This is a genomic window from Paenibacillus massiliensis 2301065 = DSM 16942, assembly GCF_000377505.1.
Taxonomy (GTDB): domain Bacteria; phylum Bacillota; class Bacilli; order Paenibacillales; family Paenibacillaceae; genus Paenibacillus; species Paenibacillus massiliensis.
The window spans coordinates 132,053-154,816 of record NZ_KB898197.1 but is presented as its reverse complement, the minus strand read 5'-3'; the positions used below and the strand labels follow the sequence as shown (position 1 = coordinate 154,816).

At 49.2% G+C, this 22,764-nt stretch carries 24 protein-coding genes; 6 read left to right on the top strand and 18 right to left on the bottom strand.

Going from position 1 to position 22,764, the window contains the following annotated elements; genetic code table 11:
* Positions 1–3: 3 nt before the first annotated feature.
* The 4 genes from D328_RS0122595 to yyaC form a co-directional block, all read right to left on the bottom strand.
* Positions 4–1,170, bottom strand: a complete 1,167-nt coding sequence (locus D328_RS0122595) for a class I SAM-dependent methyltransferase (protein WP_018887330.1) — start codon at positions 1,168–1,170, stop codon at positions 4–6.
* 56 nt (positions 1,171–1,226) lie between these two features.
* On the bottom strand, positions 1,227–1,904 hold the full coding sequence (locus D328_RS29600) for a DUF6483 family protein (RefSeq protein ID WP_018887329.1): 678 nt from the start codon (positions 1,902–1,904) through the stop codon (positions 1,227–1,229).
* A gap of 180 nt (positions 1,905–2,084) precedes the next feature.
* Entirely contained in the window at positions 2,085–2,879 is a 795-nt protein-coding gene (locus tag D328_RS0122585; RefSeq protein ID WP_018887328.1) for an alpha/beta fold hydrolase, read from the bottom strand.
* Between the two features lie 79 nt (positions 2,880–2,958).
* A complete protein-coding gene (yyaC, locus tag D328_RS0122580; protein WP_018887327.1) occupies positions 2,959–3,528 on the bottom strand; it encodes a spore protease YyaC in 570 nt (189 codons plus the stop codon).
* A 193-nt stretch (positions 3,529–3,721) separates the two neighbouring features.
* On the opposite strand from yyaC, the gene D328_RS0122575 reads away from it, so the two are divergent.
* The 5 genes from D328_RS0122575 (at position 3,722) to D328_RS0122555 (ending at position 6,141) form a co-directional block, all read left to right on the top strand.
* Positions 3,722–3,946: a DUF1128 domain-containing protein gene (locus D328_RS0122575; RefSeq protein WP_018887326.1), complete on the top strand. Its 225-nt coding sequence runs from the start codon at positions 3,722–3,724 to the stop codon at positions 3,944–3,946.
* Between the two features lie 148 nt (positions 3,947–4,094).
* Positions 4,095–4,781, top strand: a complete 687-nt coding sequence (locus D328_RS0122570; RefSeq protein WP_018887325.1) for a phosphatase PAP2 family protein — start codon at positions 4,095–4,097, stop codon at positions 4,779–4,781.
* Positions 4,782–4,974: 193 nt separating this feature from the next.
* Positions 4,975–5,232 (top strand): GlsB/YeaQ/YmgE family stress response membrane protein, encoded by a 258-nt coding sequence (locus D328_RS0122565; protein ID WP_018887324.1) that lies wholly within the window; start codon positions 4,975–4,977, stop codon positions 5,230–5,232.
* A 49-nt stretch (positions 5,233–5,281) separates the two neighbouring features.
* The gene (locus D328_RS0122560; RefSeq protein ID WP_018887323.1) at positions 5,282–5,692 is read left to right on the top strand and encodes a YtxH domain-containing protein; all 411 of its coding nucleotides are present in this window, start codon (positions 5,282–5,284) and stop codon (positions 5,690–5,692) included.
* Positions 5,693–5,793: 101 nt separating this feature from the next.
* A complete protein-coding gene (locus D328_RS0122555) occupies positions 5,794–6,141 on the top strand; it encodes a DUF5665 domain-containing protein (protein WP_018887322.1) in 348 nt (115 codons plus the stop codon).
* Positions 6,142–6,291: 150 nt separating this feature from the next.
* Here D328_RS0122555 and D328_RS0122550 read toward each other — a convergent pair whose 3' ends face one another.
* The 13 genes from D328_RS0122550 to D328_RS0122490 form a co-directional block, all read right to left on the bottom strand.
* Entirely contained in the window at positions 6,292–7,266 is a 975-nt protein-coding gene (locus D328_RS0122550) for a magnesium transporter CorA family protein (protein ID WP_018887321.1), read from the bottom strand.
* A 185-nt stretch (positions 7,267–7,451) separates the two neighbouring features.
* Positions 7,452–8,228, bottom strand: a complete 777-nt coding sequence (locus tag D328_RS0122545; RefSeq protein ID WP_018887320.1) for a sigma-70 family RNA polymerase sigma factor — start codon at positions 8,226–8,228, stop codon at positions 7,452–7,454.
* The gene (rsbW, locus tag D328_RS0122540; RefSeq protein ID WP_018887319.1) at positions 8,225–8,674 is read right to left on the bottom strand and encodes an anti-sigma B factor RsbW; all 450 of its coding nucleotides are present in this window, start codon (positions 8,672–8,674) and stop codon (positions 8,225–8,227) included. Before rsbW ends, D328_RS0122545 begins: the two co-directional genes overlap by 4 nt.
* Before the next feature lie 16 nt (positions 8,675–8,690).
* Entirely contained in the window at positions 8,691–9,029 is a 339-nt protein-coding gene (locus D328_RS0122535; RefSeq protein ID WP_018887318.1) for an STAS domain-containing protein, read from the bottom strand.
* A gap of 103 nt (positions 9,030–9,132) precedes the next feature.
* Positions 9,133–10,806, bottom strand: coding sequence for a response regulator (locus D328_RS0122530; protein WP_018887317.1), 1,674 nt, complete (start codon positions 10,804–10,806; stop codon positions 9,133–9,135).
* Positions 10,807–10,825: 19 nt separating this feature from the next.
* On the bottom strand, positions 10,826–11,689 hold the full coding sequence (locus D328_RS0122525; RefSeq protein WP_018887316.1) for a CheR family methyltransferase: 864 nt from the start codon (positions 11,687–11,689) through the stop codon (positions 10,826–10,828).
* A 55-nt stretch (positions 11,690–11,744) separates the two neighbouring features.
* The gene (locus tag D328_RS0122520) at positions 11,745–15,461 is read right to left on the bottom strand and encodes a response regulator (protein WP_018887315.1); all 3,717 of its coding nucleotides are present in this window, start codon (positions 15,459–15,461) and stop codon (positions 11,745–11,747) included.
* Entirely contained in the window at positions 15,458–16,627 is a 1,170-nt protein-coding gene (locus D328_RS0122515) for a SpoIIE family protein phosphatase (RefSeq protein WP_018887314.1), read from the bottom strand. Before D328_RS0122515 ends, D328_RS0122520 begins: the two co-directional genes overlap by 4 nt.
* Before the next feature lie 174 nt (positions 16,628–16,801).
* Complete coding sequence (locus D328_RS0122510) at positions 16,802–17,146, bottom strand: general stress protein (RefSeq protein ID WP_018887313.1); 345 nt, start codon at positions 17,144–17,146, stop codon at positions 16,802–16,804.
* Between the two features lie 142 nt (positions 17,147–17,288).
* Positions 17,289–17,816: a hypothetical protein gene (locus D328_RS0122505; protein WP_018887312.1), complete on the bottom strand. Its 528-nt coding sequence runs from the start codon at positions 17,814–17,816 to the stop codon at positions 17,289–17,291.
* 60 nt (positions 17,817–17,876) lie between these two features.
* The gene (locus tag D328_RS0122500; protein WP_018887311.1) at positions 17,877–18,374 is read right to left on the bottom strand and encodes a DUF948 domain-containing protein; all 498 of its coding nucleotides are present in this window, start codon (positions 18,372–18,374) and stop codon (positions 17,877–17,879) included.
* 279 nt (positions 18,375–18,653) lie between these two features.
* Positions 18,654–19,865, bottom strand: a complete 1,212-nt coding sequence (locus D328_RS0122495) for a C40 family peptidase (protein WP_018887310.1) — start codon at positions 19,863–19,865, stop codon at positions 18,654–18,656.
* A gap of 622 nt (positions 19,866–20,487) precedes the next feature.
* Positions 20,488–21,390, bottom strand: coding sequence for a cation diffusion facilitator family transporter (locus tag D328_RS0122490; RefSeq protein ID WP_018887309.1), 903 nt, complete (start codon positions 21,388–21,390; stop codon positions 20,488–20,490).
* A 212-nt stretch (positions 21,391–21,602) separates the two neighbouring features.
* Between D328_RS0122490 and D328_RS0122485 the strand changes: the two genes are divergently transcribed.
* On the top strand, positions 21,603–21,791 hold the full coding sequence (locus D328_RS0122485; RefSeq protein WP_018887308.1) for a hypothetical protein: 189 nt from the start codon (positions 21,603–21,605) through the stop codon (positions 21,789–21,791).
* Between the two features lie 83 nt (positions 21,792–21,874).
* On the opposite strand, the gene D328_RS0122480 is transcribed toward D328_RS0122485, so the two are convergent.
* Positions 21,875–22,759, bottom strand: a complete 885-nt coding sequence (locus D328_RS0122480) for a LysR family transcriptional regulator (RefSeq protein WP_018887307.1) — start codon at positions 22,757–22,759, stop codon at positions 21,875–21,877.
* Positions 22,760–22,764: the final 5 nt, after the last annotated feature.

Below are 22,764 nucleotides of genomic sequence, written 5' to 3'. Positions count from 1 at the left end.
CCCTCACGATGTCGGCAGCAAATCTGCACAGGCCCGTTCAAGATACGGGTCTGCATGGATGAAATCCCGAAATGAGGTATATTCCTCCCACAGTCTCTGCCGATCCTCCTGTGAGCCTTTTACCGCACGAATCAGAATATTCTTCGGAGTATGCTCCATATCAATGAATTCAAGAAGCTGTGTCTTATAGCCCATCACATCGAGCAGCTTGGCGCGAATGCCGTCTGTTGCGAGTGCAGCAAAGCGTTCCTTCAATATGCCATGTGACAGCATCGGCTCCAGCACCGAATTGTTGACCTGGCCGAACAGCTCGTGCTGACAGCACGGAACGGACAGGATGACGGATGCGTCCCAACGGACAGCCTTTTCCAGCGCAGCATCTGTAGCTGTGTCACAGGCATGGAGGGTCACCACCATGTCAACCTGCTCCATTTCGTCATAATCTGCGATATCACCGACCAGGAATTTCAAATTCTGATAGCCCAGCTTTTGCGACAGCGTATTACAGACTTCGATGACATCCGCCTTCAGATCAAGTCCGACAATATTCAGCGGTCTTCGCTGCTGAATCGCCAAATAATGATATAACGCGAAGGTCAGGTACGATTTGCCACAGCCAAAGTCCACAATGGTCAGAGGACGGCCTACTGGCAATGCAGGTAGAATATCCTGTACCATTTCCAGAAAGCGATTGATCTGCCTGAACTTATCGTACTTGCGGGCCAGCACCTTGCCATCGGCATTCATGATACCCAGCTCTACGAGAAAGGGAACTGGCTCCCCTTCCTCCAGCACATATTGCTTCTTGCGATTATGCGCCAGATTCATAGCTGACTTGGTCGGTGACTTGGTCAGGATGGACACCTTGAATTTCTTGCTGATCAGCACCTGATAGTCGGCCTCGGCTGTACACAGCAATCCCTGGCGGAAGGTCTCACCGAACAGCTGGGACAAGCGCTCCTGAGCCTCCTCTGGTGTCAGATTGTCATGTGTAACCTTGTTGCTATAGTGATAGGCGAACTGATAATACAGCTTCTTCTTCAGCTCTACAGGCTTGATCTGCACCTTGGTAAAGGTATCCGACTCCCGCTTGCGTAGCTGACTCAAGGTAGCCGTAATCAGCGTCCCCCCCGACAACAGTTGATTGGTTAAGTTAAGCAATGCTTCCACTACGTATTCCTGCTTTCTGCCTTTATTAGGCTATTTATCAATCGAATCCATCGTGATCATTCGGTATATTGGTCGGATGGCACGAGAGCTCTGAGGCGCAAAAGCTCCTGTCTGCCCTCCTCCACCTCCTGACGGGATAGCCCTCCCTGCTCCAACTCCTCCTCACCAAGCTGCTGCAGTCGGTCGTAGAAGGTAAACGCACCATCAAAAGACTCTGGATGCATGGCAATCAACCTGAACCAGATATTATCAGCCTCCGCCAATTGTCCCTCTCCCTCTTCATATCGGGCCAGCAGTTCGTCCACTTCTCTTGATAGTCGATACTCTCGCAGCTCTAGTCTTACTTCTGCAATGCGTTCCGGGAGCTGTAGCAAGGTACGATCCGCTCCATTCATATCGCTGTATACGTACAGGTAGAGTGCCTTCATCAATGTGGCTGCATCATCCTTCGTCTCCTCCATCTGCATACGCAGTCTGCCGGCCTCCTCCAGTAGCCGGGCAGCCTGCTGGAGCTTGTCAGGCTCAGGTGAACCGTTCATCCGGAATAAATCCGTAATCTGCTCCGGTGGCATCGACTCCAGCAGCTTGAGCGGAATGCGGAACTGCTTGCGCAGCAGCTCGTCCAGCAGTGCAATCGCCTGCGGATGCTTCATTTGACGCTTCAAGCCGAGCACCGCTCCAATAACCTCTCCCATTTCCTCAATCATGCGAGTCAAATAATCTCTTTTGAACACAGGCGCACCTCACTCCTTCCGTTCCATATGACCTGGGTCATCTTTCAATGAATAGATTGTAAGCCAATCCCGCTCCAATTGCCAAATGGACACGAAAAGAAGCCACCCTGTGGACCCGGACTTCCATTCACCAGGTCACACCAGGGTAGCTCATGCTGTAATCAAGCCGTGCCATAATTTTTACTGGATTCGTTCCTTCATGAAACCCGTAATGACTTGTGCCAGTTCAGATGGCGTCTCCAGCATACTCATATGCCCCGCACCTGCTATGATGGTGTGGACAACATTGGGCCCTTCTGCCGTGAAGGTTCTGTCAACAGGAATCAATTGATCCTTCTCCCCTGCAACGAGCAGCACTGGCAAGGAGGTCGCGGACAGAACGTCACGTCGATCCGGACGCTCGCGCATGGCCAAGGCTGCGCCACTCGCTCCCTGAGGAGGTGTCTTGTAGCCGAGCTCTCTGACCTTCAGCACCTGCTCAGGCATCTGCTCCAGATGCTCGGGTGCAAATAAACCTGGCACCAGGCCATCAATGAAGGCTGTAATCCCCTTGTTCTCAATGGTAGATACCGCCTGTAGCCGCTTGTCCTTTGCCTCCTCCGTGTCCGGGTAAGCTGTAGAGTGAATTAACCCTACTGCACTGAGTCGATCGGGGTACCGCTCCGCAAGGGATAGCGCAATATAGCCTCCCATCGAATGCCCCAGTACTGCTGCGCGAGGGATATTCAGCTCGTTCATCAGCTTCAGGACGTCATCGGCCATTCCGTCGATGGAATAAGCTCCCTTCGGAGCATCCGTACGGCCATGTCCACGCAGATCGGGAACAATGCAGCGGGAGGCTTCCGACAAATGTGGGACAACGTCGTCCCAATAAGCCGAGCTACCACAGAATCCATGTAGCAGAATGACAACTTGCTCTCCTTGCCCTTCCTCGGCATAACAGATGGTGGTTCCTTCGCACAGTACTTTTTTCATGAATGGCGCCTTCTTTCTCCGATTATGGCTTAGTCATTATTTTTGAAATATGAATTGTATATTATTAAGCACTAATGGTTCATCTGAAACTATATTGAGCAGCTTCCTCTATCTGAAGCCCGAAACCGACAGCCGCAGCCTCCGCAATCTGTGATGCCATCATAAGCACACTATGGAGGGACGTAGTCTGTAGTGTCCAATAGGGCTTCGGTCCGTATGCATTAACCACACCAGCAATGCTATAATCACCGATACCAGGCAGCTCAAGCCCTACAGATTGTGCCGGCCATAGCGGTCCTTCAGATGTCAGAAATAGTCCTACCGAGCCGGGTAATCCAAGGCAAGCATCAATAGCAATCACTGTATGCTCTGAGGGAATACTGGTGATGACGGATTCCAAGCTGTGTGCATCACAAGGCTTGTCCATCGTACCGAGCACATTCGTGAAGCCCTTATTCTTCAGCATCGTTCCGGCCAATGGCCCAAGCGAGTCACCTGTCGAGCGATCCGTGCCGACACAGATGAAGGTGATGGGTTGTCCCCGATGCGCTTCATGGACAAGTCGGAAAAATGCAGCAAGCTCACGACGGCTCGTTCTCTGCTGACCAGGCCTGCGCTCCCTTCCTTGATTCGGCGTATAGATTGACACCAAGGCATCCCCTTACCTTTCGTTTAAGATGGATTGTATATTTAACGTAGATTTTACCGTAATTATGTACAGCGTGGCAAAGTAATTGTATACCTAACATATCAGTATATAGCTACCGTTGGCTGGATTTATGTAAAATGCTCATGTTACAATATGGGCAATCGAGATTTTACGAAAGGGTGAACGGATTAGCATGGATTTAACTCAACCTTCTCAGGTCAATGTAGAGTACATGATCGAGAGTATCAAAAACAAGCTTCGGATGGCCAGCGGAGCTGCCATGCAGGCCTCAGCATTCTCTGTAGATTATTATGAGGATATCCATGATATATACGAGATGGTTATGAATAAGCCAAGCCTGAGCATCTCTGAGGTGGAAGCTGTCGTGTCCGAACTTGGACGCCTGCGCAAATCCTGATGCACCAACACCAGTATAGAATTTTCTGTATGCGAATTACAGCAAGCTCTGACTGGTGTTTTTTTGTACAAGCTATTTACCTGCACTGGCTGTTCATCGGAAGGCTGTAGCTCATTTAACTTATACTACCTGGAGGCTTTCAAGCTGCATGATTAAGTATCCATCGATTCAAAATTCATACATTCGGAGCATGATGGTTGCTCTAATCGTCATCCCTGTAGCTATGCTATTGATCGTTTATGTGCTCAAGCTACTCGGTACCGAGGGTATATTGCATCTTGATCGTACACTGCATGACCTACTCTTTCCTGGTCGCTCCGAGACTTCGTCACCTGTATTGCAAGCCCTGCTTCCCCTCATGCTGCTCATGAGCACGGCTGGCTCCTTCCCGGGAACTCTCCTGCTCACGATTGCTGTGTGCATCCTATGCTGGATACTACGCAAGCCGCGGACATATATCCTTGCCGTAGGAAGCAGTTTTGCGTCCATGTGGGGACTGAATACATTGCTGAAGTACATTCTTCAGCGCGAACGTCCACCGCTGGATTATTTAATCCAGGTGACGGGCTATAGTTTTCCAAGTGGACATGCGATGATTGCTACCGGCTTCTATGGGATGCTATTTGGACTATGGGCCATTGAAAGACGTATCCGGCGCAAGTCCATGCTGCTGCCTGTCATTCTGGGGATACTGTACAGTTTGATTACCGCCATCAGCCGAATTTACCTCGGGGTACATTATGCCAGCGATGTCATCGCAGGTATGCTAGCGGGAGGCATGTGGCTGTGTCTCATGCTCCCCCCGTTATACCGTAGAGCCGCTCGACTAGCTTAACACGTCAGGCCATGAGAGCTGCCGCTTGTCCTATGTATTTCCGCTCATTACCATGCAAGCTGTTGTTTCAGTCCCCCCTTTCGAAGTTTATATACCAAATAAGCAGATGAGAGATCTGTAACGTATAGCCACTTCTTACGTATTCAATAGTTAGTATGCTTGGCTATGGTATCTTCGAAGGGAGGCCATCTGTATGTGGGGGATTATACTCAGTATCATCATGGCAGTCATTATTGGACTGATTGGAAATGCCATTGCTGGTAAAGAAATGCCTGGCGGCATCATCGGCTCTATGGTTGCTGGATGGGTTGGAGCTTGGCTAGGAGCCATGCTATTCGGACATTGGGGACCAGTCATTGGCGGCTTTGCTATCGTCCCTGCTATTATCGGCACCGCCATCTTCGTGTTCTTGCTCGGACTCGTGTCCAGGCTAATCAGACGGGCAACCTAACTTTATATATAGTTGCACAAGTTTGAATCTATCAAAGGAGTGATTCAGTATGAATAAAGAAGATAATCAACAATGTTCAACCCCGGCTTCATCCTTTGCCAAAGGCGTATTTATCGGAGGTCTCCTTGGTGCAGCAGCTGCACTGCTATTCGCACCGAAGCCAGGACGTGACCTGAGAAGCGATTTGACGGACAAAATGAACGTCGTAACCGACAAGACCAAGGATGTAGCTCATGTTGTCGGTGAAAAAGCTAGCGATCTGGCCAAAACCGTGTCCACCAAGTCCTCAGAAGTAGTCAAGACCGTCGTCGACAGCAAGAACAACGTCGTAACCAGTCTCCAGAATGCTTCAGCCGATATTGCCGAGGAGGCTGCGGAGGCCGATCAGGAGATCATGGAAGCTACCGAGCAGGCCACCAAGGAAGCTAATGAAGAGCTGAACACGTTGTCCCGTTCTTAATCCGAACTCCTTCTTTCTTTACAAATTGAACCAGAACAGCCAGCTCAATTCTGAAGCTGGCTGTTTGCATGAACAGACTCGCAGCAAAGGTAGGGATCGAGATGAGTGAAATCAATCGAAAACACACGCCAGCGAATCCTATAGATGAGCATCCTTTCGAGCTCCGGCACGAGATCAAGCACCTGAACAGCAGATTGGATAAAATTTCAGACATGCTGGAGAAGGCAGAGATTGCAGATATTCTCCAGACCTATTCCAATCCGAAGAAACGACTCATTAGCAATCTCACGGCAGGCATCGCACGAGGACTAGGCTTGTCCCTGGGAACAATCATTGTCATCGCCCTCCTCGCTTGGCTTCTCAGCGCCCTTGTTCAGTTGAATCTGCCTGTGATTGGCGATTTTCTGGCAGAGCTATTGAAATATGTAGACGCGGCCAGAGACAGGTAGATCTAGCCTCACACTTCTGGCTGAGCAAAGCCACGTAAGACATACGTCTCTCTAGCCAAGCCCAAGTACCTTGGCAACTCAAATGTGAGATTAGAGCCACAGCAAGCCTAACAACGGTCGACCGGGCTCGTACGCTTGCTGCGGCTCGCTCTAATCATCTTTTACTTGACGCTGATTATTTAGCAGATCTCCGGTCCAGCCCTTCAAGTACATCCAATAATACATGCCCGCCGTAATCAGGAGCGTCCCCAGCATGACGCCTGTGAAGCCGAGTCTGGTCTGAATCCAGGGCAGGTTCTCAAAATTCATTCCCCATATAGCACCTACAGCCATTACGGGAGTAAATACTGTGGTGACAATCGTAAGCGTCTTCATAATCTCATTCCCACGGAAGCCAGAGATCGCATTATCCATAGATATCATGGTATCAATCTCCTTTTCATACCGTTCAAATAGCACCTCCATCCGCTCCATACGGTATAGCAGCCTCAGGAAAAACGGATTGTCATCAAGCTCCTTCAGACAGGCCTCGCGTGAAGCAGAGAGCAGTTCCCGAAATGGGGCAAACAGATTACTCCAGTACAGCAGCTCGAAGCGCGCCTCAACAATTCGATCCATCAGGGTACGGCGATTATGCCTATGCATTAGCTCCTCCAGCTCTCTCAGGTTCTTGGCGAACTGATCCAGACCCCCATGAAAATAATGCAGCAGCGTACGAATCAGCACAAACATGCCATCCATCCCGGTCCTACATGCATCCATCATCTGTCTGCGCTCATGTCCCAGCATCGTCTGTCTGGTCTGCTCGTCCAGATTGAGCGTAATCAACCTCTCCCTCGATATGAAAAAATAGAAATGATGACAGCCACGCGTACTTTGGAGCCTCTCCTTCATGGAATACTGCAGTGCTCCGAACATCACAGGCTCCTTTCCATCCGGGAAACGAACCGTCAGAAAGTCCACATCCATGTCAGGCAGCATCTTCAACCACATCTCTGCTTCTGGAGCTAGTTGACCAAGCTTGGTCAGCCTCGGATCAGAGGAGGATTCAAGCTGGACATCCCACCATTCCCATTGGCCATCATGAAATACGTGTGTCTCGTAGAAAGATGTATTATGCGGCACAGAACCACTCCCTCAGATATCTGACTTCTTATAGCCACAGCTTATAGCTACAACACATGTGAGTATCAAATACAACTTTTCAAAAAAGGACACGGTATCCATTCTTTCAATGAATACGTGTCCTTATTATGGAACAACTGGAACAACTAGTAGAATAAAGGCGGGATCACTGTTCATAATGACCATCAACCAGACGAAGCCGGATTAGACATAATCTGCTTCAGCTTCTCCGTGGCCCGCTTCTGAATTCGGGATACGCTCATTTGCGATACGCCGAGCTTCTGCGCAATAGCCCGCTGTGACTGTCCATCCTGGAACGCCAATAGCAGCACCTGCTGCTCTTGCTCCTTAAGCTGGTTCATCGCCTGCTGCAAATCCATCCTTTTCTCGACCGCATCATAATCATTGGCATCCGCACTAATCAGTTCACCTAGTGTGGCAGCACTCTCATCCTGAGATAGTGGAGAATCCAGCGATACATAGTGGTAGCATTCTCTGCCCGCTAACACCTCAATCGTCTCCTCTACGGATAGATCCAGATATTCTGCAATTTCCTTGACATCAGGAGAGCGTTCCAGCTTCACTGTCAGCTCATCAATCGCATGCTGAACCAAGGCTCCCTTTTCCTTGATTCTCCGCGGAACCTGTATGTACCAGGACTTATCTCGCAGATAATTTTTCATGTGACCAATCATACTTTTCATTGCATATGGCTCAAAAGGAATACCAAGCCCGATATCGTACTGCTGCAATAATCGAATAAGCGCCATTTGGCCGGTCTGATACAGGTCCTCATATAGATCAGGGCGGTTGCGGGCAATCTTGCCTGCTGCCATCTTGACCATAGGCTCATACTTTTTGATCAGCACAGTAGCGATTTCATTGTCCTTGGTCTGTTGGTACTCCCAGATTAGACTAACGGCTTCATCCATCGACTCTGGGGGAGTTACCTTTTCATTCATACTTTCTCCTCGCTTCTTGTTATGCGCTTAATCAATACGACTTCCGTACCTTTTCCAGCCTCATTCACGACACTGACATCATCCATTAGCGCCTGCATCAAATAGAATCCAAGTCCGCCAATCTGAGCATCGTCAAGCTCCTTCTCATGCAACGTCGGACGTACCCCCGCCTGCTCCAGACGCTCGAAGCTCTGGCCCTCATCCTTGACCTTGATGTGCAGAGAGGTATCATCGAACTCAAAGGTCACCTCTACCGTGCCATGCTCGTCGTTATAAGCATAGAGCACCGAATTGTTACAAGCCTCCGAGACAGCAACCTTCATGTCCTCAATCTCCTCGTAGGAGAAGCCCATCTTGGATGCAATCCCATATAAATTTAATCTGACAATATCGACAAACTCAGCAGTAGCCGGCAAATTAAGCGTTACTTTCTGCAGAACATTCATGCTATTCTTTCCTTTCCTATTGGGAATTCTCCTGTGTAGTGAAAAACTTGGCAATGCCCGTCATGTCGAAGAGCTTTTGAATCTGGCTAGGTACTTCTTCCACGTAAAATTTGGAGCCAGCGGCGTGCCTAGTTTTCAAAATTGACAGCAGAATACCGATCCCCGTACTGTCAATGTATTTCAGCTCCTTCAGGTTCATGATTAAATCCTTCTCAGATTCCCCCACCAGCGGCTCCATCACAAGCCGGAAATCAGGAGCGACCGACAAATCAAGCTCACCGCTTAGGTGGACGACATTTGCCCCGCTGCTTACTTCGGTTCTTGTATTGAACTTCTCGCTTTTATGTGTATTCATAGACTGCTCTCCCCTGTAATAAAGATGATTACCTTACCTAATAACCCAGATGGGCTCCAGTCGAAACAATCTCACATCGCATTCCACATTCCAAATTCAGGAATTAGGCCTCGTGTATATGTTCAATATTTCTTAAGCTTCGTTCATCGACCGTGTGGCGAAGTAGCATCTGCTTGACGCTGCTCATTTTGACTGGCTTACTGATGTAGTCGTTCATCCCTGCCGACAGGCACAACGTCTGTGTGCCCTCCATTACATTGGCTGTCATGGCGATAATCGCTGGTTGAATGGAAGATTGGAGTTGATCCCTGATTTGTCTGGTGCATTCCAGACCATCCATCACAGGCATGTGAAGATCCATGAAAATATAGCTATATTGAGCAGACAGCGCCTTATCCAGAGCCTGTTGCCCGTCCATAGCCACATCCGCCTTCATGCCAAGACGACCTAAGATACTGACCATCAGCTTCTGATTAATGGGATGGTCATCCACGACTAATACCGGAGCCGCTGGTCTGACGGAGGCTTCCTCTCCTGCCAGGTGCTCCAATTCCTCATTCTCCTTGGAGGTATCTGTCTGGCTGTGAGCCTTCTTCATTTTCACCGTAAATTTAAAATGTGCCCCCTCCTGGACGGTTGTATCCACATGAATATCGCCGCCCATCATCTTCACGAGGGTTTTGCATATAGCCAATCCGAGTCCCGTTCCGCCGTATTTACGAGTCATCGAAGAATCCAGTTGGGAGAACGGCTGAAATAACCGATCTGCCTTAGCTGGGTCAATTCCAACGCCTGTATCCTGTACAGAGAATTCCAGCATGACGTTATCCTGTTCTATTTCACGCAAGGAGGCATGTAGCTTTACGTAGCCTTGATCCGTGAACTTCACGCTATTTGAGATGAGATTGATCAATACCTGACGCAAGCGAGCCATGTCTCCATATAACAATGGAGGAATGTGATCATCCGTACGGTACTGAAGATCCAGCTGCTTCTTGCCGACTTCAACCGTGAACAGACTGAATACCTCCTTGATACAGGAATCCAGGTCAAAAGGATGCTCCTCCAGCTCTAGCTTGCCAGATTCCAGCTTCGTAAAGTCCAAGATGTCATTAATGACCGCCACGAGTGCATCCGAGCTGCGACGAATAATCTCGGCGTATTCACGCTGCTCTCCCTTGAGCTCGGTCTCCATCAGCAGATCAATCATTCCAATGACACCATTCATCGGTGTACGAATCTCATGGCTCATCATGGCCAGGAATTCGGTCTTAGCCTTGACAGCAATCTCTGCTGCCTCCTTGGCCACGACCAGCTCATGATTCATCCGTTCCAGCTCCTGAGTCTTCTGATGCAGGAGCGCCGATTGAGTCTTGAGCCGATTATTCGTCTGGTACATGTGAACAAACGCTTCAATCTTGGACTTGAGGATCTGGGGAATGAACGGCTTGACCATATAGTCGATACCACCAGCAGAATAGCCCGCGAATAGATGCTCCGCTTCCTTGCTATTGGCTGAGATGAAGATAATCGGGATATCCTTCGTCTTCTCTCTGGCCTTGATCAATTTGGCGGTCTCAATGCCATCAAGACCAGGCATTTGCACATCCAGCACAATGACGGCAAATTCGTCCTTTAACAAACATCGCAGCGCTTCTTCGCCAGACGTAGCCTTGACAAGATGATATTGCTCACTCTCAAGCACCGCCTCAAGAGCAAGTAAATTCTCGGGGCGATCATCGACTAATAGAATGTGTATCGGCTCATGCAAACCCATGGGACCCTCCTAAGCGTCTCTATTTAATCTTCCGGTATATTTTCTCCGATCGATCCAGGGGCTCGTAATGATCCGTATAATCCGTAAAGTGAATTGATTCCTTAGAGCCCAGGACCAGTACGCCAAATCGACTTAAGCTTTCGTAAAACAAGCCATGAACATGATTGCGTAGCTCATCATTAAAATAGATCATGACATTGCGGCAGAAAATGACATTGAACTCATTAAAGGAACGATCCGTTGCCAGGTTGTGCTCAGCAAAGATAATATTTTTACGCAAAAAAGGGTGGAATATTACTGAATTGTACTTAGCACTATAGTATTCCGAAAAAGACTGGCTTCCTCCAGCCTCCATATAATTTTTTGTGTACGTCTTCATACGGTCAATCCCGTAAATCCCTTCTTTGGCCTGTATCAGTGAACGGGAATTCATATCCGTAGCGTAGATGCGGGCCTTGTCGTACAGCCCTTCCTCATACAGCATAATCGCCATTGAATAGACTTCTTCACCGGTCGAACACCCTGCATGCCAGATGCGAATGTAAGGATACGTGCGCAGGATTGGAATAATCTTTTCGCGGAACGTTCTGAACAAGTCCGGATCACGATACATTTCGGTCACGGGAATGGAGAGGCTCTGTACCAGGCGCTCAAAGCAAGATCGATCGTGAAGCACCTTTTCCTGGAGGCCCGAGATTGAATTCACATTCTCAGATTGGATACTGTAATAAATACGCCGTTTCAAAGAAGGCAGGGCATAATTTCTGAAATCATACCCATACAGCCGATGAATTCCGCTTAACAGCAATTCAATCTCTATCAGTTCACGTTCGTCATGATTCGTTGCCAGCTTGGCTCCAGCACTTAGTTCATTCGAGGTCATACTATCTCTCCAGTTCATCAGTCTACGTTAACCTTTATTTACCCCAATTTTCGGTTTACGAATACAACCAGACACGCATCAGGGATAAAAGCTGATCCGTTTGGATTGGCTTTTTGACATAGTCTGACGCACCTGCTTCAATGCACTTCGCCCGATCATCCTTCATAGCCTTGGCCGTTAAGGCAATAATCGGTAGCTTCTCGAATTGAGGCATCTGGCGAATGCGAGTCATCGCCTCATAGCCATCCATCTCCGGCATCATCATATCCATCAATACCAGATCGTAATTGCTATTGTTCTCAAGAAGCTGAAGGGCCTCTTTGCCGTTCTCTGCGAAGGTGACATTCATGCGGTAGCCTTCCAGCACGCTCGACAGCGCGAAGACATTGCGGATATCATCATCCACTAGCAGGATGTTTTTGCCCTCGAACAGTTCTTCCTTGTTGTACAGCTTTTGTAGAATTCTCCGCTTATCCTCCGGAAGGTTGGCTTCCACACGGTGAAGGAACAATGTTGTCTCATCGAGCAGTCGCTCCGGAGATTTGACATCCTTGATAATGATGGACTCCGCATATTTTCGCAGCTGCATCTCTTCCTTGTTATCAAGCTCCTTGCCCGTATAAATGATAATCGGCAGATCATTCAGCTTCTCGTCATCCCGGATCCGATCAAGCAGATCGAAGCCCGTCATATCGCTGAGCATCAGATCCAGCACCATGCAGTCGTAATGCTGTCTGTTCAGCTCCTCCAGAGCCTCCTTGCCCGTGGATACAGCTGTGATGGCAACATCGTCGTGACCGATCAGTTCCATAATGGATTGCCGCTGCACATCATCGTCCTCCACAATCATGAGCTTCTTCACCGTGCTCTGTGTGTAAGAGGAGATTTGGGCGAACGCACGATCCAGACTTTCCTTGGAGGAAGGCTTCTTCAGATACGCAATAGCTCCCATCATAAGTCCCTGCTTCACATCATCGACGACCGAGATGACATGCACAGGAATATGTCTCGTGGCAGAGGATGCCTTTAGCTCGCCCAGGATGGCAAAGCCGTCCATGACAGGCAGCTGAATATCCAGAATGATGGCATTGGGCAGGTAGGTTCTCGCCATATCAAGCCCAGCATCCCCCTGTAGAGCAACCAGAGCCTTGTAACCACGACTTCTAGCCATCTCCATAAGGATCTTCGCGAATTTCTCATCATCCTCGATAATCAGCAGCACCTGATCTGTCGCTTGAATGTTCTCACGATCATCATTCAGTGGCTCCGACACCGCCGTCTTACTCCTATTCGTTGATGCAGCAGGCGGTGTTGGAGAGACAGCTAAGCTTGAGCGCGTATCTGCTCTGTGCTCCGCGATCGGGGCCACCTCCTGTCTAGCCTTGTACTGCTGATCCTGACTATGCTCCATTTGGGTATAGCCAGAGGTCTGTGCAGGGTCCGCAGGCAGGAAGAGGGTGAAGCAGCTTCCTTTCCCTTGCTCGGAGGTCAGCTCAATGCCACCACCCAGCAAGCGGGCCAGCTCACGACTGATAGACAGACCAAGCCCGGTTCCCCCGTATTTACGACTTGTCGTACCATCTACCTGCTGAAAGGCCTCGAAGATCAGGTCCGTCTTATCCGGTGCAATACCGATGCCCGTATCTTCTACAGATAAAGCAAGATAAGCCTGATTCTCATTCAAATAAGAAGGCAATTGCTCCGCTGCTGCAGGTGAAATGGAGAAGGTGATCGAGCCTGTGCTTGTGAACTTAAAGGCGTTAGAGAGCAGATTTCGTAAGATCTGCTTCACGCGATAGCTATCACTCATAATGGCTGTAGGCAGTTCACGATCGGCTTCGGTAATCAGCTGAAGCTCCTTCTTGGCCGCCATAGGACCAAAATTCTGCTCGACGAATTTTTGAAGCCCCTTCAGGCTGACCGTCTCATAGTTAATGTCCATTTTCCCTGCATCGACCTTGGACAGATCCAGAATTTCATCGATCATCTTGAGCAAGTCCGAGCCAGACATATAAATGGTCTGCGCATATTCCTTTTGTTTGCTACTCAGATTGCCATCCTTATTCTCGGCTAACAGTTGAGATAGGATCAGCAAGCTGTTGAGCGGTGTTCGCAGCTCATGCGACATATTCGCCAGGAACTCCGACTTGTATTTGCTCGTAACCGCAAGCTGCATGGCCTGCTGCTCCAGCTGAGCACGAGCCTTCTCGATCTCAAGATTCTTCTCCTCCACCTCGCGCACCTGCTCCTCCAGCGCTCTGGTCTTGGACATCAGCTCGGTATTGAAATGTTCAAGCTCCTCTTGCTGTCTCTGCAGCATCTCCTCGGAACGCTTCAGCTCTTCTGTCTGCTGCTCCAGATTCTCATTAGAGCGACGAAGCTCCTCCTGCTGAGTCTGTAGCTCCTCGGACTGGCATTGTAGCTCCTCAGTGAGAGCCTGTGATTCGCGCAGCAGCTGCTCGACACGCATTCTACGGCGAATATTGTTCAGGATAATCCCAAGATTCGACACCAAACGATCCATCAAGTCCCTCTCAAGGGCTGAGAACGATCCCAAGGAAGCCATCTCAACGACTCCAAGCAGCTCCTCCCCGAACATAATTGGATAGATCATAATCCCTGTCGGCTCTGTCGAACCAAGCGCTGATCCGATCGTCAGATAGCCTTCGGGGGCATTCTCCAGCAGAATTGGCTTCTGATCTAATGCGCTCTGACCGAGCAGTCCCTCACCGATGAGAAACGTCTCCTTGGTATGGTGATCTTCGTCATTACGGGCATAGCTACCGCTAAGGAAGAGCTTGTCTGGCCCTTTCTCTTCATCGAGAAGATAGATGGAGCCATAGCTCGCCCCAAGAATCGGAGTGAACTCGCTGATGAACGTCTGTGCAATCTGTTCGGGAGAATTGATGCCACGCAGTAGCTCCGTCACTCTGGCCGTATTGGCACTCAGCCATGTCTGATCCTTCTGCGATTGAATGATCGACTGCTCTAACTGGCGCTTCTCCTCCAGGTCCTCAGCCATCTCCTGGAAGACCAGAGCCACCTGCCCGATCTCATCGGTCGTGGTGACCTTCATCCGGCCAATCGCTTTGAATCGGCTTTTGCCGAAGCCAGAGATCATCATGGATAATGTATTCAGACCACGGGTAATGCTTGGAAGCACCCACAGAATAATGCCGAGTGACAGCAGCAGACCTGCAGCCATAATCAGGGTAGTTGTCTGTATGGCCTCCGAGAACATCTGCCTGGATACGGCCATTTCCTCATCGACAGCACTATCCTGATAACGTGACAGGTTATTAATACTGTCCAGAACATCGCTTTGTGCCGGTAGCCCTGTACTGTTACGCAGGGCATTCGCTTCGTCCATCCGATTCTGGGAGAGCAGATTCATCAAGCGATCCTCGTAGCTGTTGAACTCCTGCCACGATCTCACTACCTCCCGCATCAATCGGTCTTCCTCAGGATTCGAATTTCCTTCCTGCATACGGGTAAGCAAATCACCGCCAATAGTGGCTACCTGCGCAAGCTCTCTTATGCTGTCCTCCACGGATATCCCGGGATTCAGGAGCTGGTTAGCCATGATCTTGGCTTTCTCGTTGACCTGGGAGCGAAGTGCAGCCGTCTGTCTCACCTTGATGTATCGCTCCTCATATACCTTGTTCAACTGCTCGCTCATGCTCCCCAGCCTGTCATAGCTGATGACCGTAAGCGCTATAATGATGCACATTAGCAGGCTGAAGCCAATGAGCAGCTTATTTCTAATTTTCATGCCAAGCTCGCTCCTTCTTTCAATGATATCCATACCAGGCATTTATCATCATCGTGTGTGCTCGACGATTCCTGCTGAATGAAGGCCTTACGCATCGCGTCCTCATCCCATTCCACTCGGTCCCGTAGCTGATCAATCAGGAACTCAAGCTGCTCTTCATGCTCACCCTGAACGATCTCTAGCAGACCATCTGTATAGAGAGCAATACGCTCCCCATCCTCATATTGGATCGTCTGTGTCTCTACCTCGATCTGGTCGAACAAGCCAACCGGACTTGCTCCACTACTCAGCTGAAGCACGGTGCCATCGTTGCGGAACATCAGGCCAGGCGGATGCCCTGCATTCACATAATCGATCTTCTTGGAACGCGTATCAATGACCATGTAGATGGCCGTGAAATAGTACTGAACGAGCTGTCTACCCAGATCAAGCTGGCCAAAGCGTCGATTCAGCTCCTGAATCACCCTCTCCGGCTCCACATACGTGGTTACTGTATCCTTGAGAACTGCTGCGATGAACATGCAAAATAAAGAGGAAGAAATGCCGTGTCCCATCATGTCCAACAGGATGACACAATATCTTCCTTCTCCGAGCGAATACCAGGAATAGAGGTCTCCCGCCAGCTCAAATGAAGGCTGATAGATGGCGTGGGCTTGCAGAACGGGATCCTTGATTGCCGGACTTAACACTGCCTGCTGTACCAGAGAGGCCAGCTTCAGCTCATCCTGAATTCGTTGATCACGCTCCTTGTGCCAGTCCTTCTCCAGCTTCAGACGTAGAGCCAGCCGAATACGAGCCATCAGCTCTACCTTGTTGATCGGCTTGGTGACATAATCTGTTGCTCCCGCGTCCAGCGCTTCGGCCAGCTTCTTAGAGTCGCCAACAGCAGTAACCATAATAATAGGAATATCCTTCAAATGCTCATATTGCTGCACGATGCCACAAGCCTCAATGCCATCCATCTCCGGCATCATCATATCCAGCAGAATCAGGTCAATGTCCGAAGCAACTGGCCTAATATCCAAGGTACGATCACCTATTCCCAGTCGCTCCAGCATTTCCTTGGCTGAACTGGCGGAGACGATGTTTCTGTAATTTTCCTTCTTCAATATTTCACGGATAATGATTACGTTCGTTGGATTATCATCGACGATTAGAATTTTCATGGATGTCTCCTTTATATCTGGTTGGAGTTCTATATATAACTATAACTTCTGATCCTGTAGGTTTAAATATGAAAAACATAGATAAGGAATGGGATTGCTGGAATCCCATTCCTTATCTATGTTTTTCAGTTATCGACCGTACCCAGGCACCGTGAAGAATGCGGTCGCAACATATTATGGCTTGGCCTTGGCGATGACGAGCACCTTGCCAAGATCCAGTTCTTTTTCGTAAAATTCAGCCTCGGATTGCTGGAAGCCCATCGAGACGATTTTGGCACGCAGCTCATCACCACGAGAACGGAACAGATTCGCCAGAGAGTCAAAAACGCCTTCTTCCTTGATGCCAATCTCATTCGCATCTACGGTGTCTGCAATGCGATCCGTACGATCCTGACTATGAGCCAGCACGTATACATCCTCATAACGGTAGCCAGCGTTGCGCAGCTCCTTGACTGTCTCTACCGCTTGAACTCCATTCTCCACCACTTTTGCATAAGCTTGAGCATTCGTTGAATTCATTTTTCTCACTCTCCCTGTTACAAAATTCAGTATCTCGTATATTTCATCCCACTTCAGGGATGGATGTAAGATACTTGCTTGGATGACCCTGGAGGTGCATCCTCACGTTGTAACATTAACCCGTCCGTCTCATTCTGAAACGTCAAGGTGATGAGGTTTCGTCAAACAATTCAACAGCCTTTAATTCCCCGCTGTCTTGATCCGTGTATACCTTGATGGCATGATGCCCCCGAATGTATACCTCTCCATCCTCTGCAGTGAACTGAGCACCTCCCAGCTCATGATCCAACGTGCTACGGTCCAGCGGTAGCCAGCGGTCATTCACCTTCACCCGTACAGAGCTATTGTCCACATGTACGTAATTGACGTAGCCATCCCGAACGCCGACGACCACATCCTCATAGTGATATTCAGTAGAGCGCAGAATAGGGTCCTCATACGTACGGATCGGCTGGCCTTTCTTCTGTAGAACATCCTCTGTCCGATCATCAAGGGAAATATCATTTAACGTCTCAAAGCGTTCCTCATAGACTGCACCAGTTACACTTGTACCACGAACGTCCACAGCGTGTGTTATTTTTCCGGCTGCATACGGCGGAGCCGTAGCCTGAACCGTTTCCTGAGCGGAAAAGGGAGAAAGCAAACCTAGCCAAAGAAGTAGTTGTATCATCGTATCTCACCCTTTCAATGGAATGATGGTTCTGAGCACCGTCACACCGCCGCTACCCTGCTAACGCCGCATTTTTTGCCACACACCAGCAGCAATATCTACGTACGTTAACCATTCAGGGCCTGCTTTTCGGGGTTCTCCTCCGATGACGCGATCCTGAGGTAATGGTTGGCTCTCAGGAACAGGAGGCTGTGGCGACACTATAGCTGTAGAGGCTACATCTTTTTGCTTGGGCTTTTGAAATCGATTCATCAATGTAGCAGACGCCTGCTTGGCTGCAGAGGTCAGCTCACTAAGTACCTCGCCCAGATTTTCTACGGATGTAATAATAGGGTCGATCTTCTTCATCTTTTGCTCTACATCCGCTGTAATGCCATTCGCATGACGAATCGTCTGCTTGACCTCGTAGCTTAGCTCATCTACTGTCTTCTGTACCTCTTCCAGCGTAACGGATACCCGGTCCAGGGAGCCCTGCGCGGCTTTCAAGGTCTTGACCAAATACAGCACCAGCACTACAAAAGCCAAAGCAATAATAAAAACACTAATTTCCATTAACATGACGTAACCTCTCTTTCCAATCTGGGCGTGCTCTCCATTATGTATATTCTAGTTACCCTCTGGGTGTTAGCCCGAAACAAAGGTTCGACACCAATGAGGAAGATGAGAAAGACGCCTCTGGACGTACTTTCACAGAAGACAGACCGCACTTAGCGGAAGTTCTTCCTAGGATGTTCGAATGGTTCAGCTCCGCTGAAAACTTATAGATTCTTTATCCAAAAAAACTTCGGAAGCCCGTTACGGGCCCCGAAGTAATTCGAAGGACCAAGGCTGCTGCAATTAGAGCACCCGATCTACTACACTTCCACCATAGAGGAAGCGATCCTGCCATGATTGGCTAAAATCTGTTACCTTCACCCCACCTGCTGCTACAGAGAAGGTGTGAAGCAAGCGTGAATCTCCCAAGTACACAGCTACATGGGTAATGGTCTGCGAGAACGGATCAGGCTGAATAAGGCCATCTCCTGCTGGAACCGCATAATCCCGAAAGAAGACCAGATCCCCTCGCTTCAGCTCCGATATATCCAGTACTGGCTGGCTATTCTGTCTAACCCAGTTCCCCTGCGATCTGGAATCTCCCGGAAGTAGTAGACCCATGCTTTCCAGAAAAATACGCTGCGTAAATGCAGAGCAATCGAAGGTGGCCGTCGAGTTACGGTCCGAACCATACTCATACGGTGTCCCCAGATACGTCATTCCCGTACTAATCATCTGCTCAATTGCCGTATCTACATCACGACCTCTGTAGATTCCTTCCTCCCGCATCACCACGGGCTGGTAGGCTGGTACGGTAGCAGCGGAAAATGCTGGCACAGCCACATTCTGCCCTGAGCCGGAGTTCACATTTACTGAGCTAGCATTGGTAGCAACGGGTACGATTCCTGCTTTGATGAATTTGTCCGATGCTCCTACATAACCGGTGACTCCCGCATCAGTAGCGATCTTGAACCAATATTTATTACTGGTGTCCAGCAGCTTCACCTGCTGTCCGGGGCTAAGCAATCCGAGAATGGCTCCTGTGTTGGCAGGCTCACTTCTCAGGTTGACCGCAGATTGAATGGTGGCTACAGCTTGTCCTGCTGTAGATGTTGCCGAGGATGCGCCATTAGTGCTTGTTGCCGCACTTGGTACCGCCACTGCACGGGATGCTGTGGAAGATGCGCCGGACACGCTGACTCCAGCCTTCCCGACAGGCAGTATGTACTTTTCCGAGATGCTCGTGTAGCCTATGGTTCCATCAGCCGTCTTGACCTTATACCACTGATTCACTGTCTTTTCCAATACGGTCACCTTATCACCCTGACTCAGAAAGCTCAGTGTGTCCCCTTCCATGGAAGGAGAGATTCGTACCCGTACCGGTGCCTGTATGATTCCCTGTTCCCCTGCCGGGATCGTGACAGCAGCCGCTGAGACATGACTGCTTGAAGTCACATCCATAACTGACCATAATGCCGCAGCAACTGCAAGTGTTCCCCAAACGCGTTTGTTCATGCTGTTCCTAACCTCCCGATTACTTCACGAATCTTGACAAGACATGCTGCAGGATGCCGAACATCCGTGTACTTAGCTAATCACCGTCTCACCATGCTTCTCCGTACATAATTCATGCAAATATCGTGAAATACTCCCCATCTGACCTCATTATAGTCAAGCACAAGGAATATAAGCATGATGCAAAAGTCACAAAAAAAGACACATACATTGAGGATGTGATCCCAATTACCCATGTTCTTCTGCAATCTGATAACTTGTCTTTTTATGTATCCCGCTGTTATGTATATCGGTAATTACGGGTTAATCTGTTGCAGGAGGGTATTTCCATTCCCCATATACCTACCTTGTTATTAATCTGTTGCAGGAAAAGTGAAACGACAGGATGTGAACTACTGAACTACTGGAGTACTCAAATAACCGGAAAGCCTGCCACATCTGAACAGTGGGATCATCAATGGATGCAAAAGAAGAGTCTCCGCGATCATCCGCGGAGACTCTTCTTAGCTTACTATATGCACCCAGACAGCCTGTCTGCACTCCATTCAGTAGGAAAACATGCTGCCCTTACCTAGTGTGCCTTGGCCCAGTATGATTTCAGGTTGGTAACCTGGCCAAGATGCTAGTGCTGGAGCTGGGTAGAGCTTATATGCTCACTCGCTCTAGGCTCCACATGCACATGTACATGCATCGTATTATGGAATTTCTTCAAGCGCTCTTCAATTTGGTCACTAATCTCATGCCCTTCAATGAGCGTAAGTGTCGGATCAACCTCAATCACCACATCGACCATGACATGACTGCCATGCACACGTGCCTTTACGTCTCGAATGCTCTCTACGCCTGGTGTTTTGGAGATCGTACCGCGCAGTACCGACAAATGTTTCTCATCAAAGCCGTCCGTTAGCGAGTGTGTGGAATCACGGAAAATTCCCCATGCCGTATAACAGATCATAAGCCCGACTGCAATGGCAGCAACCGTGTCCATCCAGGGGAAGCCGAATTGGGATGCAAAAATGCCTATGGCCGCTCCTATGCTGACAAGCGCATCTGACAGATTATCCTTCGCTGCTGCCATGAGTGCCTGGCTTTTGATCTCACGAGCAAGCTTCCGGTTGTAGAGGTATACCCCTCCCATAGCCAGCGCACTCACTACAGCGACGACTGCAGCCAGCATGCTCGGCTGTGCCTTGCTTCCTTCAAATATAGAGCGAATCGCCTCCACCAATACCTGAATACCGACTAGAGCCATAATGAAGGAGGCGATCATGGCCGCTATGGTCTCTGCCCGAAAATGCCCGTAGGTATGATCGGAATCTGGTGGTTTTTGGGATATGCGCAGACCAATTAACACAGCTACAGACGCTACAATATCCGTCATATTGTTGAACCCGTCAGCAAGGAGCGCACTGGACATGAACACGTATCCGCAGAACACTTTCAGAGACGAGAGCACAATGTAGGAGATAATACTTACCCAAGCGCCCCGCTCCCCTTTACGAATTTCACCATACACATCAGTCACTTGCAGTACACTCCTTCTAAACAAAAAGTTGGTAGCTACGACTTAGACAAATACTTATGATTAAGCTATTCAGAACAGCTTGAACATGCGATATAGGTGGGGCCCGACACGGCAAGCATCGTCATGGTAGTCTTTATTCATTGTAGCCCTTGTCCCCCCTTTTAAAAACGTATAAAATGAAATACAGCTTAGACATTACAGGAGGAACAGGGATGAGCGATAATCAGAAGGAAGTCCGTAAAATTGACCTGGCTGAGGCCGTTCGACAGAAGCTGGCCGAGAAGAAGCTGGCCGCTTCCCAAAAACAAAATGGCGGGTTCCAGGGCAATCAGACCAAGGCATTGAAGAGCCAGAACAACAAAAAGCCTAACAATCAGCGCAGACGTACCGGCGGATCATAAAGTATAACTTTTGCATACATTTGCATACAGCTGTTAGCATGAAGAAGAAGCTCCCAACCGAATTAAAGGTAGGAGCTTCTTCTTCATGCTTCCGTTGACTGTAGGAAAATCTCCTGAGCTACTGCCAGGAAGGCTCTCGCAGCAGGCGAAGCACTGGATTGTGATGGGCATGCTAGAGCAACATTACGCCATCTGGTAATATCCAGATACCCCACTTGGATATGCTGCTGTGTCTTCAGAAATAGCTCCGGCCCAATCGTAATGCCAAGCCCCTCCTGAACCATATTGGCGATGGTGTTACAATCATACACTTCGAAGCGAATCTTCGGTTGCACCTTCATCTCCTCGAGCATGGCCAGAATATGAGCTTGATACATGCCTGTCGGCATAATAAAGGGCTCGTCCTGTAGCTCCTTCATGGAAATCTGGGTTCTTCCATTGAATCTGTGCTCGGCTGAGAAGCCCAGAACCATCTTGTCCTGAATCAGCGGCACACAGTCGAACAATACTGGTGAATCCTCCTCTACCACAAATCCGATGTCAATCACGCCTGTATTCAGCCACTCTGTAATTTCTTCATAAGAGCCTTCATAAAATCGAAATTCAATATGCGGATGCTTCTTCTGAAACCTGGATAACAGCTTGGGCAGCAGGCAGGAAGATGCGCTTGCAAATGTTCCAATGCGGACTGTCCCCGTCTCCAGATTGGCTGCCAGAGCCGCTTCCTGCTGGATCATTTCCATTCGGCACAAGATTTCTCGCATGTGGCCAAGCACCTTCTGCCCCACTTCCGTCAGCATAACCCCCTTCCTGCGGTCGCGAATCAGCAGTGTCGTCCCTAGTTCTTTCTCCAGACTTGCAATAGCATGACTTACAGCGGATTGCGTCATATTCAGTCGCTCTGCTGCTTTAGTGAAATTTCGAGTCTCAGCAATGTGCACAAAAACCTCGAAACGCGCTATAGACATGAGTA

Bases quoted from the DNA above. Each gene is read 5' to 3' on its own strand.
- D328_RS0122525 (WP_018887316.1), bottom strand. From the start codon at position 11,689: ATGACCTCGAATGAACTAAGTGCTGGAGCCAAGCTGGCAACGAATCAT.
- D328_RS0122515 (WP_018887314.1), bottom strand. From the start codon at position 16,627: ATGAAAATTCTAATCGTCGATGATAATCCAACGAACGTAATCATTATC.
- D328_RS0122500 (WP_018887311.1), bottom strand. From the start codon at position 18,374: ATGTTAATGGAAATTAGTGTTTTTATTATTGCTTTGGCTTTTGTAGTG.
- D328_RS0122565 (WP_018887324.1), top strand. From the start codon at position 4,975: ATGTGGGGGATTATACTCAGTATCATCATGGCAGTCATTATTGGACTG.
- D328_RS0122480 (WP_018887307.1), bottom strand. From the start codon at position 22,759: ATGTCTATAGCGCGTTTCGAGGTTTTTGTGCACATTGCTGAGACTCGA.
- D328_RS0122560 (WP_018887323.1), top strand. From the start codon at position 5,282: ATGAATAAAGAAGATAATCAACAATGTTCAACCCCGGCTTCATCCTTT.
- D328_RS0122585 (WP_018887328.1), bottom strand. From the start codon at position 2,879: ATGAAAAAAGTACTGTGCGAAGGAACCACCATCTGTTATGCCGAGGAA.
- D328_RS0122545 (WP_018887320.1), bottom strand. From the start codon at position 8,228: ATGAATGAAAAGGTAACTCCCCCAGAGTCGATGGATGAAGCCGTTAGT.
- D328_RS0122555 (WP_018887322.1), top strand. From the start codon at position 5,794: ATGAGTGAAATCAATCGAAAACACACGCCAGCGAATCCTATAGATGAG.
- rsbW (WP_018887319.1), bottom strand. From the start codon at position 8,674: ATGAATGTTCTGCAGAAAGTAACGCTTAATTTGCCGGCTACTGCTGAG.
- D328_RS0122575 (WP_018887326.1), top strand. From the start codon at position 3,722: ATGGATTTAACTCAACCTTCTCAGGTCAATGTAGAGTACATGATCGAG.
- D328_RS0122495 (WP_018887310.1), bottom strand. From the start codon at position 19,865: ATGAACAAACGCGTTTGGGGAACACTTGCAGTTGCTGCGGCATTATGG.
- D328_RS0122505 (WP_018887312.1), bottom strand. From the start codon at position 17,816: ATGATACAACTACTTCTTTGGCTAGGTTTGCTTTCTCCCTTTTCCGCT.
- D328_RS0122535 (WP_018887318.1), bottom strand. From the start codon at position 9,029: ATGAATACACATAAAAGCGAGAAGTTCAATACAAGAACCGAAGTAAGC.
- D328_RS0122510 (WP_018887313.1), bottom strand. From the start codon at position 17,146: ATGAATTCAACGAATGCTCAAGCTTATGCAAAAGTGGTGGAGAATGGA.
- D328_RS0122520 (WP_018887315.1), bottom strand. From the start codon at position 15,461: ATGAAAATTAGAAATAAGCTGCTCATTGGCTTCAGCCTGCTAATGTGC.
- D328_RS0122530 (WP_018887317.1), bottom strand. From the start codon at position 10,806: ATGGGTTTGCATGAGCCGATACACATTCTATTAGTCGATGATCGCCCC.
- D328_RS0122570 (WP_018887325.1), top strand. From the start codon at position 4,095: ATGATTAAGTATCCATCGATTCAAAATTCATACATTCGGAGCATGATG.
- D328_RS0122485 (WP_018887308.1), top strand. From the start codon at position 21,603: ATGAGCGATAATCAGAAGGAAGTCCGTAAAATTGACCTGGCTGAGGCC.